The following is a 17,215-nucleotide window of genomic DNA, read 5'->3' on the forward strand; positions in this document are numbered from 1 at the left end:
CGCCTTCGCTTCTCTCGAGCCGCCCTGAAATGATCAGCGTGCCAGTCGGCCAACCTGCTTACGTGTTGCACAGCCGGGCGTACCGTGAAAACAGCGCGCTGGTGGACTTCCTCACGCCTCAAGGTCGCTTGCGTGCAGTGCTGCGCAGTGCGCGGGGCAAGGCGGGTACACTGGCGCGGCCGTTTGTCCCGCTGGAGGTCGAGTTCCGTGGCCGTGGCGAGCTGAAAAATGTCGGGCGCATGGAAAGCGCCGGCGTCGCCAGCTGGATGGTGGGTGATGCATTGTTCAGCGGGCTTTACCTCAACGAACTGCTGATCCGCCTGTTGCCTGCCGAAGACCCCCATCCTGCCGTGTTCGATCACTACGCTGCAACGTTGCAAGCCCTGGCAGAGGGGCGACCGCTGGAGCCATTGCTGCGCTCCTTCGAATGGCGTCTGCTGGATGATCTGGGCTACGGCTTCGCGCTGGATGTCGACATCAATGGCGAACCACTGGATGCCAAGGGCATGTATCGGCTGCAAGTGGATGCGGGGCTTGAACAGGTGTATCTGTTACAGCCAGGATTGTTCAATGGCACCGAGTTGCTGGCTATGGCGCAAGCCGACTGGAGTGCTCCGGGTGCTTTGTCCGCTGCCAAGCGACTGATGCGTCAGGCGCTAGCTGTGCATCTGGGCGGCCGCCCATTGGTCAGTCGCGAACTGTTTCGCAAGCCGTAACCAGGCTTTATGCTCACCGACCTGTTTCGATCATATTTCAGGAGACACCCGTGACTCACAGCACTCGCATCCTTCTTGGCGTAAACATCGACCATGTTGCCACCTTGCGTCAGGCCCGCGGTACGCGTTACCCGGATCCGGTCAAGGCCGCGCTGGACGCTGAAGAGGCGGGTGCAGATGGCATCACCGTGCATTTGCGTGAAGACCGTCGTCACATTCAGGAGCGCGACGTTCTGCTGCTCAAGGATGTGTTGCAGACCCGCATGAACTTCGAAATGGGCGTTACCGATGAGATGCTCGCGTTTGCCGAGCGCATTCGTCCGGCTCACGTTTGCCTTGTACCGGAAACACGTCAGGAGCTCACCACTGAGGGCGGTCTGGACGTTGCAGGGCAAGAAGCCCGGATCAAGGCGGCGGTTGAGCGTTTGAGCAGGATTGGCTGTGAAGTGTCGCTGTTTATCGATGCCGATGAGCAACAGATTGCCGCTTCCAGGCGTGTAGGCGCTCCGGCTATCGAGTTACATACTGGCCGCTATGCAGATGCTCAAACGCCTACTGAAGTCGCTGAAGAGCTGCAGCGGATTGCTGATGGCGTGGCTTTTGGCTGGAGCGAAGGCTTGATCGTCAATGCCGGTCACGGCCTGCATTACCACAACGTTGAAGCCGTGGCGGCGATCAAGGGCATCAACGAACTTAACATCGGCCACGCATTGGTGGCCCATGCGCTGTTCGTGGGTTTCAAGGCTGCTGTGGCAGAGATGAAAGCGTTGATTGTTGCGGCCGTGCACAAAGCCTGAGTTGGTGCTTGTTGGAGCGAGGCTTGCCCGCGAAGAACGATAGCGCGGTAGGTTCATGACACCGCGGCGCCTGATTCGCGGGCAAGCCTCGCTCCAACAGGGCCCTCTTGTTACGGCTTGCGCCCCACAATCACCGCGCGCATCGGCGCTGGCAAACCTTCCACGGTTTTGCTGTGATCGTTCGGGTCAAGGAAGTCGCTAAGCGACTGGTAGCGCATCCACTCCGTACCGCGTTGTTCCTCAACAGTGGTCACGCTGACATCCACGCAACGCACATCCACGAAGCCTGCGCGGCGTAGCCACAATTCGAGGGCGGGCACAGAAGGCAGGAACCACACGTTTCGCATCTGTGAGTAGCGATCTTCCGGGACAAGCACCTGATGCACGTTGCCTTCCACCACCATGGTTTCGAGCACCAGTTCGCCACCTTTCACCAAGCAATCCTTGAGCGCCAGCAGGTGATCAATCGGCGACTTGCGGTGATACAACACGCCCATGGAAAACACTGTGTCGAAGCCTTCCAGACGCGGGGGCAGGTCCTCCAGGGCAAACGGCAGATGCCACGCCGGTAAGTCGGGCAGGTATTTCTGCATGGCCTGGAACTGACAGAAAAACAGCCAGTTCGGATCGACACCGATCACGCTGTCAGCCCCGGCACCCAGCATGCGCCATTGGTAGTAGCCGTTGCCACAACCCACATCCAGCACGCGCTTGCCCTTGAGATTCAGGTGCGGCGAGACACGCGACCACTTCCAGTCTGAACGCCACTCGGTATCAATGTGCACGCCGAATACATCGAACGGGCCTTTGCGCCAGGGAGATAGCCCCATCAAAGCTGTACGGGTTTGTGTCCGGGTCTCATCGTCACAATCGACGTCGAGGGTAAAGCTATTGTCGAGTTCGACACGCGACGGTATCAAATCCGGCAGCGCATTGAGAGCACCTTGCCAGCGCTCCAGGTCGCCATGACCCTTGGCCATTTTCGTGTCGAGTTGAGCCTGCAGGCCGTTGGCCCATTCAGCCAGAGGAGTGCCCGCCAGACGGCGGACCAGTGGGGCAAGATCAATCATGGCAGGGCAATCAACGAGGCAAAGTTAAGGCACTGGAACCACGGCACCACCTTGGAAAAGCCCGCGTCGAGCAGGCGTTGGCGGTGTTCTTCGAGGCTGTCGGGTTTCATCACGTTTTCGATCGCGCTGCGCTTCTGGGCGATTTCCAGCTCGCTGTAGCCGTTGGCACGCTTGAACGCGATGTGCAGGTCGGTAAGCAACGCATGTTCCTGCTCATCATTGAAACGCAGCTTTTCGGACAGAATCAGCGCGCCGCCGGGGATCAGTGCCTGACGAATACGGCTCAGCAAAGCCAGGCGCTGCTCGGGGGCGATGAATTGCAGCGTGAAATTGAGTGCGACCACCGAAGCAGGCTGAAACTCAAGGGCCAGAATGTCGCCATCAATCACTTGTACCGGCAGCAACTCCTGAAACATCGAGTCCTGCGCATTCAGGTATTCCCGGCAGCGCTCGACCATGGCGGCCGAGTTATCCACTGCGATCACTTTGCACCCTTCGACCCGCACATGGCGGCGCAAGGCTTGCGTGACAGCGCCGAGTGAACTGCCCAGGTCATACAGCACGCTGTTGGGTTGGGCGAATTGCGCGGAGAGCACGCCAAGGTTTTCGACAATCGTCGGATAGCCGGGCACCGAACGCTTGATCATGTCCGGGAAGACCCGCACCACGTCTTCGTTGAAGGCGAAGTCCGGCACCTGGGCAAGGGGCTGGGCGAAAATGCGGTCGGGTTCTTTGCTCACGGTTGTTCCGGCGGGGGCTGAAAAGTGCGGCATTTTAGCCAAATCCGCGCCTCGGCTGAAACCTCATCTCATCGAACGACAGCAAAACCTGTTCAGTTGACGGTAATGGTGCAGTCGAAGGTCTGTTCCGGTGGTACTTCCGGGGCCCAGGGCTGTTGATAAATCATCAGCAGGCGACCGGTTCCGGCAGTCGACGCCTGATAGCGCCACACCGATTGGCCAGCGCTACCGACCATGTTCTTGTCACCTGAGTTGTTATAAACCTCAGGGCCGAGACTGCGCAGAATTGATGACGCAGCGTCCTGGACCTGCCAGCGATAACCGGTGGTGGGCGAGCTGGGCAAACTCAGTATCAACGTCTGGCCCGTTTTGAGGGGCAGTGGGCAGTCGCTTTGATCTTCGAGGGTGACGATATGTTTGGGTTGCTGCGCACAGGCAGTGAGCAGCGACAGGCTTAGCAGGGCTAGCAGACGGGCAGTGGGCATGGTGGCTCCGGTCTTCAAACGAGACCGGAGCATAACCGATGAATTATGGGTGTGGGAGAGAGTTAGCTTGTTGGCAAGGGTTTGACGCGGTGGGACAGGTCTGACGCCTCGCGAACAAGTTCGCTCCTACCGGGTAGTGACGTGTCCGGTAGGAGGTAACTTGTTGCCGAGAAGTTTGACGCGGTGTGACAGGTTTGACGCCTCGCGAACAAGTGCGCCCTCCCGGGAGAGCGGTGTCAGGGTCAGAACAACACCTTCGCCACATCCGCAAAGCGTTTGGCGAAGTGCACAGTAATCCCTTCCTTCAGATAGTCCGGCAGCTCCTCGAAGTTGCCGCGGTTAGGCTCTGGCAGGATCAATTCATTGATCTTCTGCCGACGCGCCGCGATGACTTTCTCTCGCACGCCGCCAATCGGCAGTACATGCCCGGTCAGCGTCAGTTCGCCGGTCATTGCCACGCCTTTCTTCGGTGCCTGGTTGCGAGCCAGAGACAGCAGAGCGCTGGCCATGGTCACGCCTGCACTAGGGCCATCTTTTGGGGTGGCGCCTTCGGGAACGTGCAGATGCACGAATGCTTCGTCAAAGAAGGTCGGATCGCCGCCAAATTGCTTGAGATTCGAACTGACGTAGCTGTAAGCAATTTCTGCCGACTCTTTCATTACCTCACCCAGTTGCCCCGTGAGTTTAAAACCACGGTTGAGAGTATGAATCCGCGTTGCTTCGATCGGCAGGGTCGCGCCGCCCATGCTGGTCCAGGCCAGACCGGTGATAACGCCGGTACCCGCCAGTACTTGCTCGTTACGAAAGACTGGCATGCCGAGCGAGGCTTCCAGATCTTTCGGGCCAACCTTGATCGTCGACTTGGGCGCGTCGATCAATTTCACCACTGCCTTGCGCACGACTTTGCTCAGTTGTTTTTCCAACTGCCGGACACCCGCCTCCCGCGCATAACCTTCAATGATCGAACGCAGAGCCGTGTCGCTGATGCTCAGGCTGCCCTTGGACACGCCAGCCTTTTCCAGTTGCTTGGGCCACAGGTGACGCTTGGCAATGGCCATTTTTTCTTCGGTGATGTAACCCGACAGGCGAATCACTTCCATCCTGTCCAGCAGAGGGCCGGGAATCGAGTCCAGGGTGTTGGCGGTGCAGACGAACAGCACTTTCGACAGATCCAGACGCAAGTCCAGGTAGTGATCGAGGAATTCAACGTTCTGTTCGGGATCGAGGGTTTCCAGTAGCGCCGAAGCCGGGTCGCCTTGGAAGCTCTGGCCCATCTTGTCGATTTCATCGAGCATGATGACCGGGTTCATCACCTCCATATCCTTGAGCGCCTGCACCAGCTTGCCGGGTTGAGCGCCAATGTAGGTGCGGCGATGGCCCTTGATCTCGGCCTCGTCGCGCATGCCGCCGACACTGAAGCGATAGAAAGGTCGGCCTAGCGATTCGGCAATCGAACGGCCGACACTGGTCTTGCCGACGCCCGGCGGGCCCACCAGCAACACGATCGAACCACTGATCTCGCCTTTGTAGGCACCAACCGCAAGGAATTCGAGGATCCGGGTCTTGATGTCGTCCAGACCCGCGTGGTGCTGGTCCAGCACTTTGCGGGCGTGCTTGAGGTCCAGTTTGTCTTTACCGAAGACACCCCACGGCACCGAGCTGGCCCAGTCCAGATAGTTACGGGTGACCGCATATTCCGGGGAGCCGGTTTCCAGCACTTTGAGTTTGTTGATTTCTTCATCGATGCGTTTGCGGGCCTGGGCGGGCAAGGTTTTGCCTTCCAGACGGGCCTCGAACTGCTCGATGTCCGCACTGCGGTCGTCTTTGCTCAGGCCCAGCTCCTGCTGGATGACCTTGAGCTGTTCCTTGAGGAAGAACTCGCGCTGGTGTTCACCGATCTTGCGGTTCACCTCCGCGGAGATTTCCTTTTGCAGACGCGCGACTTCGACTTCCTTGCGCAGCATGGGCAAGACTTTTTCCATGCGTTTGAGCATCGGAACGCAGTCGAGGACCTGCTGCAACTCGACACCGGTCGCTGAAGTCAGCGCAGCGGCGAAGTCAGTCAGCGGCGACGGATCGTTAGGGCTGAAGCGGTTGAGGTAGTTTTTCAGCTCTTCGCTGTAAAGCGGGTTGAGCGGCAGCAGCTCCTTGATGGCGTTGATCAAGGCCATGCCATAGGCCTTGACCTCGTCGGTTGGCTCATTGGGCTGATGCGGATATTCGACCTCCACCAGATACGGCGGACGATGATGCTTTAACCAGGTCTTGATCCGAACCCGGCTCAGGCCCTGGGCGACAAATTGCAGTTTGCCGTTTTCACGGCTGGCGTGGTGCACCTTGACCAGCGTGCCGTACTCCGGCAAAGCCCCGGTATTGAAGTGCCGTGGATCTTCCGGCGGCGTGTCCATGAAGAAAAGCGCCAGCGAGTGATGATCAGACTTGCTGACCAGCTCCAGCGTCTCAGCCCAGGGCTCTTCGTTGACAATCACCGGCAATACTTGAGCCGGGAAGAAGGGGCGGTTGTGAATCGGGATGATATAGACCTTGTCCGGCAGGTTCTGCCCAGGCAATGCGAGCGAGGTGCTGGTGGAGCTCAGTGTCACTTCGGGCTCGGCTTCTACGTCGTCTGACAAATCTTGTGAGTCTGCTTGCTGGTCGCTCATGGGGCACCTGCACAATTGAACATGGTGCTTAGATGGGGCAGTCGCGCTCAGGTTTCAATGGCTTCTGTCGATAGCCTATTGAGAGGAAGGAAAAACAAGCCATTCAGGGCACAGTAACAACCTTTCGTCGATTACTGAACGGTGATGGCTAAATGCCTCTTCTCGGCGCGTGATCTTCTGTCTGACCGCAGCTACTCTGCGAACAAGACCCTTCGTTGCCAAGGCTGGCGTTGTTTTATCCGGCTTTGCCGATGTGGATTTAGCTTATGAATAAATTTGCTTCGCTGTTCGTTTTGATCGGCTGTTGGGCGTTCGCAGTGGCTGCTCCGGCGGCCACGCTGACTGCTCGCGTCGTCGATCAAGAGGGAAAGCCCCTGCCAAACGCTGTCCTGACCCTGCAAGGGCCGCCGGGCAAGACTGCGGTCGTGCTCAAGGCGAACATGGACCAGCGTGATCAGGAGTTTGCGCCGCGGGTATTGGCCGTGCACAGCAACACTGAAGTCAAATTCCCCAACAGCGATAACATTCGCCATCAGGTTTATTCCTTTTCTCCGGCCAAGCGCTTTGAACTGCGCCTTTACAGCGGCACGCCTTCCGATCCGCTGCTGTTCGACAAGCCGGGCGTAGTGGTGCTGGGCTGCAACATTCATGACTGGATGGTGGGCTACATCTATGTGACCGATGAGCCCTGGTTCGCGGTCAGTGATGCCAATGGTGTCGTGAAGTTCGAGGATATGTCGGCCGGGCATTATTCGGCGACCCTGTGGCACCCCAAGACCATTGATATGCAGCCGACCAGTGGCGGCGACTTTGAGGTGCCTGCCGCGGGGCTGAGCAAGGACTTCAGGCTGAAAGTGGAGCCAGGAGAAGAAGAGAAATCCTCGGCGCCTGCTCCTGACGCGTTCGGCGATGCGTTTCATAAAGCGGCCCACCAATGAACCTGCGCACCAGCTTTCAGGCGCGAATTGCCTGCGTGCTTATCGCGTTGCTGCTGGTTGTGGTGGTCGCGGTGTTTCTCGCCGTCAAGGCTGCAACCGGGGATGCGGTCAGATCCCAGGCGCAGACCCAGCTGGAGGTGGGGACTCGTGTGTTCGCCGACGTCATGGATATGCGTGGCAAGCGTCTGCGTGACGGCGTGCAACTGGTTTCGGCCGACTTCGGCTTTCGTGATGCGGTCGCCAGTTCTGATGCATTGACTATTCGTTCCGTGTTGCTCAACCACGGCAGCCGGATCAATGCCAACGACATGTTTCTGCTGGGCATGGACGGCACCGTAATAGCCAGCACCATGCCGGGCATTGTTGAGGGCAGCAAATTCCCGTTTGACCAGACCTTGCGCGATGCTCGTCGTAAAGGTCAGTCGACGGTGATAGTCCCGGGTGGCGGCGTGCCGCATCTGCTGGTCGAAAGCACCGTCCTTGCACCACTGCCCATCGGCCGTGTCGTCATGGGTTTCAGCATGGACGCCGAGCTTGCCCAGTCTCTGCGCTCGCTCAGCGGCCTGGAAGTTTCGTTCCTTACTGTCGAGAACGGTAAGCCCGGACGCTTGATCAGCACGCAACCGGCAGAGCTGGATGATAGCCTGATAGCGCTGATGCTCAATCCTGCTGAAGATCATATGCACACCACCGAGCATGGTGGCCTGAGTTTCCTCAGTCAGACGATGGTGCTGGACAGTATCGACGGGAGTCAGGAGCAAGTGTTCGCGCTGCTGCAAAGCCCGATGGATAAAGCCATGTTGGCGTTCGCGCCTCTGGACGAAAAAATCTTCTGGATTTCGATCATCGCGCTGCTGGCTTCGTTGATCGGTACGCTGGGCCTGGCGCGCAGTGTTTCACAACCGGTTCAGGTGTTGGCCGAGGCTGCCAGACGTATTGGCGAGGGCGATTACAAAACACCCGTCACACTGGCCCGCAGCGATGAGTTGGGTCAGTTGGCCTCTGCCATCAATACGATGCAGCAAGGCATTGCCGTTCGCGAAGATCAACTGGCACACAACGCACTGCATGATCCGCTGACCGGCTTACCCAATCGCGCACTTGCCATGGAGCGCCTGAGCACTTCCATCACAGCTCAGCGCTCCATGACCTTGTTGTATTTGAGTATCGATAACTATCTGGCGATCAGCGATTCGTGTGGCTCAGCAGGTGTCGACCAATTGATGCAACAGATCGGCAAGCGCTTGCAGGATATCTTGCAGCCTGGTGACACGCTTGCGCGGCTGACGGCCAATGAATTTCTGGTGTTGCTCGACCACACTGGTAGTGACGGTGCGGTGGGGCGGGCCGACCAGCTGCAACGCATGTTGGGTCAACCTCAACAGGTGGACAGCAATGATGTGACGCTGGAATGCAGTATTGGCATTGCCAGCTATCCCGAGCAGGGTGATTCCTCTGAAGAGCTACTCAAACGCGCCGCCATCGCGCGTCAGGATGCCGTGAATCTGCCAGGCCGTTTGCAGGTCTATCAGGACGGTCGCGATCTTGCTCACCAGCGTCAGATCAGCCTGATTCGCGACCTGCGGCATGCCGCGAAAAAAGGTGAGCTGCTGCTGCATTACCAGCCCAAGCTGGATATTCGGCAAGGGACGGTGCATCAGGCTGAAGCCCTGTTGCGCTGGACACATCCGCAGTTCGGTAATGTCTCACCTGCCGAGTTCATCGTGCTGGCCGAGCGCACGGGTAGCATTCAGTTGCTGACCAACTGGGTCATCGAAGAGTGCATGCGCCAGTTGGCAGAATGGAGCAGGCGAGGCCTGCATTTGCAGGTGTCGGTCAACATCTCTGCCGATGACCTGCACGGTGACCACCTCGTGGACCGCGTCATAAAACTGCTCAAGTTATACGGCGTGCCAGCGGAACAACTCATTTTCGAAATCACCGAAAGCGCCATCATGCGCGAGCCTGCGCAGGCACTGATCGTACTTAACCGCTTGCGCGATCTTGGCATCAGCCTGTCGGTGGATGACTTCGGCACCGGTTATTCGTCACTGGCACATCTCAAGCGTATGCCGGTGCAGGAATTGAAAATTGACCAATCGTTCATTCGCAACCTGGATGAGACCAGCGAGGACGCGGTGATCGTGCGTTCTACCATTGAGATGAGCCACAACCTGGGGCTAAAGGTGGTCGCGGAGGGCGTCGAGTACGAACACAGTCTCAAGTTGCTGGAGCGTTGGCACTGCGACACGGCTCAGGGCTATCTAATCAGCCGTCCGTTGCCCGCCGTCGCCTTCGAAGCCTGGATGGCCAAGTCCCTGTTTTCACCCGGCCTGGTGGTTAATTGAGTTATGACCCACAAATTTTTGATCGTCCTGGGGTGCGCGTTGTGCGCTGTTACGCAATGTGTGGCTGCTGACAATGGTCGTTTAATCGCCACGGGTGGGGCGTCGAGCATTGAGGGCGCCGCTGGCGGCGGGATTATTCCGTGGGCCGTGCTGACCGGCTATGGCGAGCAGGGCGAGTGGGGTTCCAGCGTTTTTGCAACCCATGTCGACCTGCCGGATTACACCCTGGATGTAGCTGGCATGTCGGTCGCTTACGGCAATCGCGTCGAACTGTCCTACGCTCACCAGCGCTTTGACCTGGGCACGTTGCAGAAGGATCTGAGCTTGCCTGAAGATAACGTGACTCAGGACATCTTCGGCCTGAAAGTGCGCCTGTTCGGCGACCTGATCTACGACACCCTGCCGCAGGTCTCCCTCGGGATTGAATACAAACACCAGAATGATTTCCTGATCCCCAGCCTCATCGGCGCCAAACGCGATGCGGATGTCGAAGGCTACCTGACTGCCAGTCGCCTGTTCATGGGGGCTGCGTTCGGCTACAACCTGGTGGTCAACGGTGGCGTACGTTACAGCCGCGCCAATGAAACCGGTCTGCTGGGTTTCGGCGGTGATCGTCGCGATACGCGTAGCGTGCTCAAGGAAGGTTCGGTCGCCGTGTTGCTCAACCCGCGCTGGGCAGTGGGTGTGGAATATCGTGAGAAACCGGACAACCTTTCTTTTGCTGGTGAAAGTGATTGGGCTGATCTGTTCGTGGGTTATTTCCCCAACAAACATCTCTCCGTGGTGCTTGCTTACGCGAAGCTGGGAGAAATCGCGACGCTGGAAAACCAGAACGGGGCTTATCTGTCCATTCAGGGGAGTTTCTGATCATGCGTCTGCTCAGCTTTTTTCTGATTGTTTTGCTGGTTGGTTGTGCCCAACAACCGCCTAAAGACGACAGCCTCTATCAAGGCCTTGGACAGCGCGCCGGGATTCAGCGAATTGTTGAGGGCTTGCTCATCACGTCGGTAAAAGATGAGCGCATCGGCGAGCACTTCAAGAAGATCGATATCGTGCGTTTGCGTGACAAGCTGGTTGAGCAGCTGTGTGTCGAAGCGGGTGGCCCGTGTAAGTACACCGGTGACACTATGGCTGAAGCCCATAAGGGCCAGAAGCTGACGCGCAGTGATTTCAATGCTCTGGTTGAAAACCTGATCAAGGCCATGGATGCCGAAGGTATTTCGGTGCCAAACCAGAATCGTTTGATTGCCCGGCTGGCCCCGATGCGCGCAGAAGTGATCGAGAAGTAGGGGCGGGCGGTGTTGGAGCGAGGCTTGCCCGCGAACCTGCCGACCTGATCCGTCTGGTCCCCCGCATTATCGCTCTTCGCGGGCAAGCCCGGTTCCAACAGGCTGACACTCAACTTAAACGCGTCAAATACCCGGGCACTTCCTGTTCAGGCAATACCGACAGCACTTTCAGTCGTTGCAGCATGCGCTGTCGTGCGCGCAGCAAGTGCTCCTTGAGGTTCAGTGCGGCGGCGTCGAATGCACCATGCAGCAGCAGTTCGATAATCAGGCGATGTTCAGCCAGCATCGCCTCGTCGGCACCGATGCCCAGTAATCGGTAGAAGATCCGGCTGATGATCATCGGACTTTGCCCTTGGCGAATCAACGTAGCAATCTTGCGATTATGCAGGCCTGACAGGCAATGCTGGTGCAGGTCTTCCTCGATGCGTTCGATATCTTCAAGGCTGCAGTGTTCCGCGTTTTGCGCCTGAACGACCCGTTCAAGCATGGCTTCCAGCGTTTCGCGACTCAGGCCCGGTGCTGTCTGGCGCAACGCTTCGGGCTCCAGGCAGGCGCGCAGTTCGTAGTCTTCGGTCACTTCGCGCGCCGTCAGCGGGCCGGCCAGCCATTGCGAGTAGGGTTCCTTTTCCACCAGCCCGCGATCACGCAAGCGCATCAGTGCTTCACGCACCACGGCGCGGCTGACGCCGTAATGCTCTGCAGCGTCTTTTTCGTCCAGCCGGTAGTGCCCGAAGGCCATGCAGCTTGAAAGCGCCGCGCTGATTTCGTCGTAAATGCGCTCGCCCAGCGGACGGGTATCCACCAGCTCTTCACTGCTATCCAGGCCAAACTGTTTATGACTGAGGGTCAGGCGCAGTGGCTCAACCTCAATGCCTTGTGGATTGACCAGATACCCACGGCCGTCAAACCGGCAGATCAGTCCCTCGTCATGCAGCAGATTGAGTGCTTTGCGCACCGGCACGCGGCTGGTGCCGAAAAGGTCGGCCAGCGGCGCTTCGAGCAGTACCAGACCGGTGCTCGCCGCCCCGCTGACAATGGCTTCGCGTAACACTTCCCGGATCGTGGCATAGCGTGAGGCCGTGCGCGAATCGTCTCCTGACATCGGTTTCCTGAGCTTCTCTAATGATCGACGGCGGATTCTCGCACAGAAGTCCATTTGTCACCTCGAGCTACGTGCGATGCACATTCATAGGGCTCACTGTTACTAATGTGCACCTAAACGTACCTTTTATAAAATGTACATTTTTTGCAGTGAGGATACGTTTTGCCGGGGAGCTCCCCCAAAACACAATCATCCATCGCGTTGAAAGGGCTCTGGCATAACCATTTGCTGTGGTTTAGAAAGTTTTGACGCTGGCAACGCTGGTGAGCTGACGTATGTTTGGCATGGAATCTGCCTCCATTAAATGTACATTTTATTAATAAGTACATTTAATGGGTGCGGCATGCCGATGATCAACAGTTCTAGCCAATGCAGGGCTATGGATGCCAGTGCAATGGCCGAGGGATATGCTTCGGGTCGCAATGATCCGGTGCAGGCCCTCGAACTGGCGCTTGAACAAGCCCTGTCCGCTGATCACGTGTTTATCTCCCTGAGCGTCGAACGTGCACGCCGTGAGGCCCATGCATCTGCGGCTCGTTGGCGGGCGGGGCAGCCTCTAAGCCCCTTCGATGGAGTACCCGTTGCCTGGAAAGACCTGTTTGATGTCGCTGGCACCGTCACCAGCGCCGGTGCCGCCGTGCGTAATAACCTTGGGGCCGCGTTGCTGGATGCACCCACCACCGGCCTTCTGGCGCGGGCGGGCCTGGTCAGTGTGGGGAAAACCAACCTCAGTGAGTTTGCGTATTCGGGGTTGGGCCTCAACCCGCATTTTGGTACGCCGATCAATCCGTACAGCGATGATCAACCTCGCATTGCGGGTGGATCGTCTTCCGGTTCGGCGGTCGCGGTCGCCGCGGGCATTGTGCCTATCGCCATGGGGACCGACACCGCAGGCTCGATCCGCATTCCGGCCGCTTTCAATGGCTTGGTAGGGTTTCGCAGCACCACTCGGCGCTACAGTCGGGACGGCATTTTTCCCTTGGCCCATACGCTGGACAGCGTCGGCCCGCTGACCCGCAGCGTACGCGACGTCATCGTTATTGATGATGTGCTGCGTGCTCGTAGCAAGCCGACTTCTCTGGTGCCGCGCAGTCTGGTCGGGCAGCGTTTCTGGGTTGATGAGACGGTTTTGCAGGACGAACGTGTCGAACCCGCGGTGCGCAATAACCTGTTGCAGGCGGTGGCGCGGTTGCATGAAGCCGGTGCGCTGGTGGAGATGCGGCCATGTGCAGCCTTCCAGGCCACCTTGCAGCTGATTCAACAGCACGGCTGGCTGGGCGCTGCGGAGGCTTTTGCTTTGCATCAGAACCTGCTCGACAGCGATGCCGCCAGCCAGCTCGATCCTCGGGTGCGCATGCGCCTTGAGACGGCCCGGCACATGCCCGCCAGTCAACTACTCAAGCTATATAGCGCCCGTGAGCAACTGCAGGAGCAAATCAGCCTGGAGCTTGACGGCGCTTTTCTGCTGACTCCAAGCGTGGCCCATGTGGCCCCGCCGCTGGCGCCTTTGCTGGCGGACGACGAGCTGTTTTTCCAGACCAATCTGGCCACCTTGCGCCTGACCATGCCTGGCAGCCTGCTGAACATGCCGGGTATTTCCTTGCCCAGCGGTCATGACGAACGCGGGTTGCCAACAGGGCTGTTGCTCAGCGCGCCAGCGGGGGAAGACGCACGTTTGTTGCGCGCCGCGCTGGCCGTCGAAGCGGCAATGGCCGAGGCCTGATTGACCTCGAACAGTAAAGCACTGGAACCCGGCACCCAGTGATGAATGCGTTAGCGCCGGTCTGATCAACAAGCAGGAGTAGCAAAATGGCTAAAGAAATCTTGTGTGCATTTGGCGTCGATGTTGATGCGGTAGCGGGTTGGCTGGGTTCCTACGGCGGTGAGGATTCTCCGGATGACATCTCCCGTGGCCTGTTCGCGGGTGAAGTGGGTGCGCCGCGTCTGCTCAAACTGTTCGAGCGTTACGGCTTGCGCACCACCTGGTTCATTCCCGGCCACTCCATGGAAACCTTCCCCGAGCAAATGAAGGCCGTTGTCGATGCCGGTCATGAAGTCGGTGTGCACGGTTACAGCCACGAAAACCCGATTGCGATGACCCCGGAGCAGGAAGAGATCGTCCTCGACAAGTCCATCGAGCTGATCACGCAAATGACCGGCAAGCGTCCGACCGGTTACGTCGCACCCTGGTGGGAATTCAGCAACGTCACCAATGAGTTGCTACTCAAAAAAGGCATCAAGTACGACCACAGCCTGATGCACAACGATTTCCATCCGTACTACGTCCGGGTCGGAGACAAGTGGACCAGGATCGATTACAGCCAGCATCCCGATACGTGGATGAAACCGTTGGTGCGCGGTGAAGAAACCGATCTGGTGGAGATCCCGGCCAACTGGTACCTCGATGACCTGCCGCCCATGATGTTCATCAAGAAAGCCCCCAACAGCCATGGCTTCGTCAACCCCCGCCATCTGGAAGAAATGTGGCGCGACCAGTTCGACTGGGTCTATCGCGAGCACGAGCACGCGGTGTTCACCATGACTATCCACCCGGATGTCTCTGGTCGCCCGCAGGTGCTGTTGATGCTGGAGCGTTTGATCGAACACATCCAGAGCCATGAGGGCGTCAAGTTCGTCACCTTCGACGAAATCGCCGACGACTTTGTCCGCCGTAACCCACGTAACCGCTGATTCATTGCCCTGTGCGAGGCGTCACTCATGTCCATTTACAGCAAGCTTGACCTGACTGGCTGGAAACCCCAGCAACTGACTCCAGACCAGGTGCGATTTGCCACCTGGATCGCGTTCTTCGCCTGGGTCTTTGCGGTGTACGACTTCATTCTGTTCGGCACGCTGTTGCCGGAAATCGGTCGGCATTTTGCGTGGAGCGAAGTAGAGCAGGCCGAGATTGCGACCTGGGTGGCGGTCGGGACCGCAGTGGTCGCCCTGGCCATCGGGCCGCTGGTAGATCGCCTGGGTCGACGCATGGGCATTATCTTCACCGTCAGCGGTTCGGCGATCTGTTCGGCGCTGACCGCGATCGGAGGTTCGTGGGGGAAATCGCCGTTAATCCTGATTCGTTCTCTGGGTGGCCTGGGCTATGCGGAAGAAACGGTCAACGCTACTTACCTGAGTGAAATCTACGCGGCCTCCGATGACCCGCGTCTGGCTAAACGTCGCGGCTTTATTTACAGCCTGGTGCAAGGTGGCTGGCCAGTTGGGGCGTTGATTGCTGCGGGATTGACTGCGGTGCTGTTGCCCATCATCGGCTGGCAGGGCTGCTTCGTTTTTGCGGCGATCCCGGCCATCGTCATCGCGATTCTGGCGCGCAAACTCAAGGAGAGTCCGCAGTTCCAGATCCATCAGCGCATCACTCAACTGCGCAAAGCCGGAGATGTGAGCCAGGCTCAAGCCGTGGCGCTGACCTATGGAGTGGATTACGAAGAGCACCGCACTGCAGGTCTGGCCGCAGCGTTTCGTGGCACATCGCGCCGTGCAACCCTGGTGATTGGTGCGGCCATTCTGCTCAACTGGGCAGCGATTCAGGTGTTCAGCGTGCTCGGTACGTCAGTGATCGTCAGTGTGCATCACGTCTCTTTCGAGAACTCGCTGATCATTCTGGTGTTATCCAATCTGGTGGGGTACTGCGGTTACCTGAGCCACGGCTGGATGGGCGACAAGATTGGTCGCCGTAACGTGATCGGACTGGGCTGGATGCTGGGTGGACTGTCCTTTGCCGCGATGCTCTACGGCCCTAGCAACATGCCCGTCGTGATCGGTCTTTACAGCCTGGGTCTGTTCTTCCTGATCGGTCCTTACTCAGCCGCGTTGTTCTTCATCAGCGAAAGCTTCCCGACCAGTATCCGCGCTACTGGCGGCGCGATCATTCACGCCATGGGGCCCATCGGCGCAGTGGTTGCGGGCTTTGGTGCCACCTCGGTGCTGAGCGCAGGCGGCAACTGGCAGACTTCTGCCTTGTACTTCGGCGCGCTGCCTTGCTTCCTCTCCGGTGCGTTGATGTTTGCCGCCCGCCACGTGCGTCCCGAAACCGTGAAATGAGGAATTGCACATGACCCGTAAAGTCGCAGTGATCACCGGTGCCGCCAGCGGCATCGGGCAGGCGCTGGCCGTAGCGTTCGCGCAAAAAGGCGTTGCAGTGGTTGGCGGTTTTTACCCCGCCGATCCTCACGATCCTCAGGAAACCATTCGTTTGGTGGAAGCAGTGGGGGGCGAGTGTCTGATGGCGGCACTGGACGTCACCAGCACGCAATCGGTAGATGCATTGGCCGATCAGGCGCTTGAGGTCTTCGGCCGCATCGACTACGCCGTGGCTAACGCAGGCCTGCTGCGCCGCGCTCCGCTGCTGGAAATGACAGACGAGCTCTGGAACGAGATGCTCGATGTGGATCTGACCGGCGTCATGCGCACCTTCCGCGCCGCGGCCAGGCACATGGGAGAAGGCGGCGCTTTGGTGGCGATTTCGTCTATAGCAGGCGGCGTTTACGGCTGGCAGGACCATGCTCACTACGCAGCCGCGAAGGCTGGCGTGCCAGGGCTGTGTCGATCACTGGCGGTGGAGTTGGCTGGCCGTGGTATTCGCTGCAATGCGGTGATTCCCGGATTGATCGAGACGCCGCAATCCCTGGACAGCAAAAACTCCCTGGGCCCGGAAGGTCTCGCTCAGGCAGCCAAAGCTATCCCGCTCGGCCGTGTGGGGCGGGCTGATGAAGTCGCCTCACTGGTGCGTTTCCTGTGCAGCGATGAAGCCAGTTACCTGACCGGACAAAGCATTGTGATTGATGGAGGGCTGACGGTGCGTTGGCCTGGGTGAAGACTCTGCGTAGATGAGGTGGGAGATTCCATGTTTGCCTGCAAGCGTGCTCTTGATCTTGTAGGACCGGCTTTAGCCGGGAGAGCGGTATGTCGCCGACGAAAATCTAGCGAACACCCCGACTTCCTCCCGGCTAAAGCCGGTCTAACGGCATCGTGCAGAACCTGTGGGAGCGAATTCATTCGCGAAGGCGATGTGGGTCACACCGTGGGCTTTATGTCCGCCGGGCTTTGTTC

15 protein-coding genes are annotated in these 17,215 nt (G+C 58.5%); 10 read left to right on the top strand and 5 right to left on the bottom strand.

The features are described 5' to 3' along the window. Positions 1-29: 29 nt before the first annotated feature. Both recO and pdxJ read left to right on the top strand, forming a co-directional pair. Positions 30-716 carry a DNA repair protein RecO gene (gene recO / locus KDX30_RS17750; RefSeq protein WP_049826869.1) on the top strand — a complete coding sequence of 229 codons (687 nt, stop codon included), beginning with the start codon at positions 30-32 and terminating at the stop codon, positions 714-716. A gap of 50 nt (positions 717-766) precedes the next feature. Continuing rightward, positions 767-1,513 carry a pyridoxine 5'-phosphate synthase gene (gene pdxJ / locus KDX30_RS17755; protein ID WP_231677066.1) on the top strand — a complete coding sequence of 249 codons (747 nt, stop codon included), beginning with the start codon at positions 767-769 and terminating at the stop codon, positions 1,511-1,513. 110 nt (positions 1,514-1,623) lie between these two features. Here the strand turns inward: pdxJ and cmoB are convergent, their stop codons facing one another. From cmoB to lon, 4 genes are all read right to left on the bottom strand, one after another. After that, positions 1,624-2,583 (bottom strand): tRNA 5-methoxyuridine(34)/uridine 5-oxyacetic acid(34) synthase CmoB, encoded by a 960-nt coding sequence (gene cmoB / locus KDX30_RS17760; protein ID WP_231677067.1) that lies wholly within the window; start codon positions 2,581-2,583, stop codon positions 1,624-1,626. Continuing rightward, the gene (gene cmoA / locus KDX30_RS17765) at positions 2,580-3,356 is read right to left on the bottom strand and encodes a carboxy-S-adenosyl-L-methionine synthase CmoA (RefSeq protein ID WP_176560598.1); all 777 of its coding nucleotides are present in this window, start codon (positions 3,354-3,356) and stop codon (positions 2,580-2,582) included. The genes cmoB and cmoA overlap by 4 nt, the downstream gene beginning before the upstream one ends. A 59-nt stretch (positions 3,357-3,415) precedes the next feature. Beyond that, entirely contained in the window at positions 3,416-3,808 is a 393-nt protein-coding gene (locus KDX30_RS17770; protein WP_231677068.1) for a protease inhibitor I42 family protein, read from the bottom strand. Positions 3,809-4,050: 242 nt separating this feature from the next. Then, entirely contained in the window at positions 4,051-6,471 is a 2,421-nt protein-coding gene (gene lon, locus KDX30_RS17775) for an endopeptidase La (protein ID WP_099268528.1), read from the bottom strand. A 266-nt stretch (positions 6,472-6,737) separates the two neighbouring features. On the opposite strand from lon, the gene KDX30_RS17780 reads away from it, so the two are divergent. From KDX30_RS17780 to KDX30_RS17795, 4 genes are read left to right on the top strand one after another with little or no spacing between them, the layout of a single operon-like run. Further along, entirely contained in the window at positions 6,738-7,409 is a 672-nt protein-coding gene (locus KDX30_RS17780; protein ID WP_049826870.1) for a hypothetical protein, read from the top strand. Continuing rightward, positions 7,406-9,757 (top strand): bifunctional diguanylate cyclase/phosphodiesterase, encoded by a 2,352-nt coding sequence (locus KDX30_RS17785; RefSeq protein ID WP_231677069.1) that lies wholly within the window; start codon positions 7,406-7,408, stop codon positions 9,755-9,757. The genes KDX30_RS17780 and KDX30_RS17785 overlap by 4 nt, the downstream gene beginning before the upstream one ends. Positions 9,758-9,760: 3 nt before the next feature. Further along, a complete protein-coding gene (locus tag KDX30_RS17790; protein WP_231677070.1) occupies positions 9,761-10,624 on the top strand; it encodes a DUF3034 family protein in 864 nt (287 codons plus the stop codon). Positions 10,625-10,626: 2 nt separating this feature from the next. Continuing rightward, complete coding sequence (locus tag KDX30_RS17795; protein ID WP_049826871.1) at positions 10,627-11,046, top strand: group I truncated hemoglobin; 420 nt, start codon at positions 10,627-10,629, stop codon at positions 11,044-11,046. A 109-nt stretch (positions 11,047-11,155) separates the two neighbouring features. On the opposite strand, the gene KDX30_RS17800 is transcribed toward KDX30_RS17795, so the two are convergent. Continuing rightward, a complete protein-coding gene (locus tag KDX30_RS17800; RefSeq protein WP_231677071.1) occupies positions 11,156-12,148 on the bottom strand; it encodes a GntR family transcriptional regulator in 993 nt (330 codons plus the stop codon). Positions 12,149-12,497: 349 nt separating this feature from the next. Between KDX30_RS17800 and KDX30_RS17805 the strand changes: the two genes are divergently transcribed. The 4 genes from KDX30_RS17805 (at position 12,498) to KDX30_RS17820 (ending at position 16,979) form a co-directional block, all read left to right on the top strand. Further along, on the top strand, positions 12,498-13,871 hold the full coding sequence (locus KDX30_RS17805; RefSeq protein WP_231677099.1) for an amidase: 1,374 nt from the start codon (positions 12,498-12,500) through the stop codon (positions 13,869-13,871). Between the two features lie 86 nt (positions 13,872-13,957). Further along, the gene (locus KDX30_RS17810) at positions 13,958-14,839 is read left to right on the top strand and encodes a polysaccharide deacetylase family protein (RefSeq protein ID WP_122707992.1); all 882 of its coding nucleotides are present in this window, start codon (positions 13,958-13,960) and stop codon (positions 14,837-14,839) included. A 27-nt stretch (positions 14,840-14,866) separates the two neighbouring features. Continuing rightward, positions 14,867-16,207: an MFS transporter gene (locus tag KDX30_RS17815; protein ID WP_027899793.1), complete on the top strand. Its 1,341-nt coding sequence runs from the start codon at positions 14,867-14,869 to the stop codon at positions 16,205-16,207. Between the two features lie 10 nt (positions 16,208-16,217). Next, the gene (locus tag KDX30_RS17820; protein WP_231677072.1) at positions 16,218-16,979 is read left to right on the top strand and encodes an SDR family NAD(P)-dependent oxidoreductase; all 762 of its coding nucleotides are present in this window, start codon (positions 16,218-16,220) and stop codon (positions 16,977-16,979) included. The last annotated feature ends 236 nt before the right edge of the window (positions 16,980-17,215 follow it).

It is taken from the genome of Pseudomonas quasicaspiana, assembly GCF_021147825.1.
GTDB lineage: Bacteria > Pseudomonadota > Gammaproteobacteria > Pseudomonadales > Pseudomonadaceae > Aquipseudomonas > Aquipseudomonas quasicaspiana.

Coding starts and splice junctions, on each gene's coding strand:
- recO (WP_049826869.1), top strand. CDS start 30: ATGATCAGCGTGCCAGTCGGCCAACCTGCTTACGTGTTGCACAGCCGG.
- cmoB (WP_231677067.1), bottom strand. CDS start 2,583: ATGATTGATCTTGCCCCACTGGTCCGCCGTCTGGCGGGCACTCCTCTG.
- cmoA (WP_176560598.1), bottom strand. CDS start 3,356: ATGCCGCACTTTTCAGCCCCCGCCGGAACAACCGTGAGCAAAGAACCC.
- KDX30_RS17770 (WP_231677068.1), bottom strand. CDS start 3,808: ATGCCCACTGCCCGTCTGCTAGCCCTGCTAAGCCTGTCGCTGCTCACT.
- lon (WP_099268528.1), bottom strand. CDS start 6,471: ATGAGCGACCAGCAAGCAGACTCACAAGATTTGTCAGACGACGTAGAA.
- KDX30_RS17780 (WP_049826870.1), top strand. CDS start 6,738: ATGAATAAATTTGCTTCGCTGTTCGTTTTGATCGGCTGTTGGGCGTTC.
- KDX30_RS17785 (WP_231677069.1), top strand. CDS start 7,406: ATGAACCTGCGCACCAGCTTTCAGGCGCGAATTGCCTGCGTGCTTATC.
- KDX30_RS17790 (WP_231677070.1), top strand. CDS start 9,761: ATGACCCACAAATTTTTGATCGTCCTGGGGTGCGCGTTGTGCGCTGTT.
- KDX30_RS17795 (WP_049826871.1), top strand. CDS start 10,627: ATGCGTCTGCTCAGCTTTTTTCTGATTGTTTTGCTGGTTGGTTGTGCC.
- KDX30_RS17800 (WP_231677071.1), bottom strand. CDS start 12,148: ATGTCAGGAGACGATTCGCGCACGGCCTCACGCTATGCCACGATCCGG.
- KDX30_RS17805 (WP_231677099.1), top strand. CDS start 12,498: ATGATCAACAGTTCTAGCCAATGCAGGGCTATGGATGCCAGTGCAATG.
- KDX30_RS17810 (WP_122707992.1), top strand. CDS start 13,958: ATGGCTAAAGAAATCTTGTGTGCATTTGGCGTCGATGTTGATGCGGTA.
- KDX30_RS17815 (WP_027899793.1), top strand. CDS start 14,867: ATGTCCATTTACAGCAAGCTTGACCTGACTGGCTGGAAACCCCAGCAA.
- KDX30_RS17820 (WP_231677072.1), top strand. CDS start 16,218: ATGACCCGTAAAGTCGCAGTGATCACCGGTGCCGCCAGCGGCATCGGG.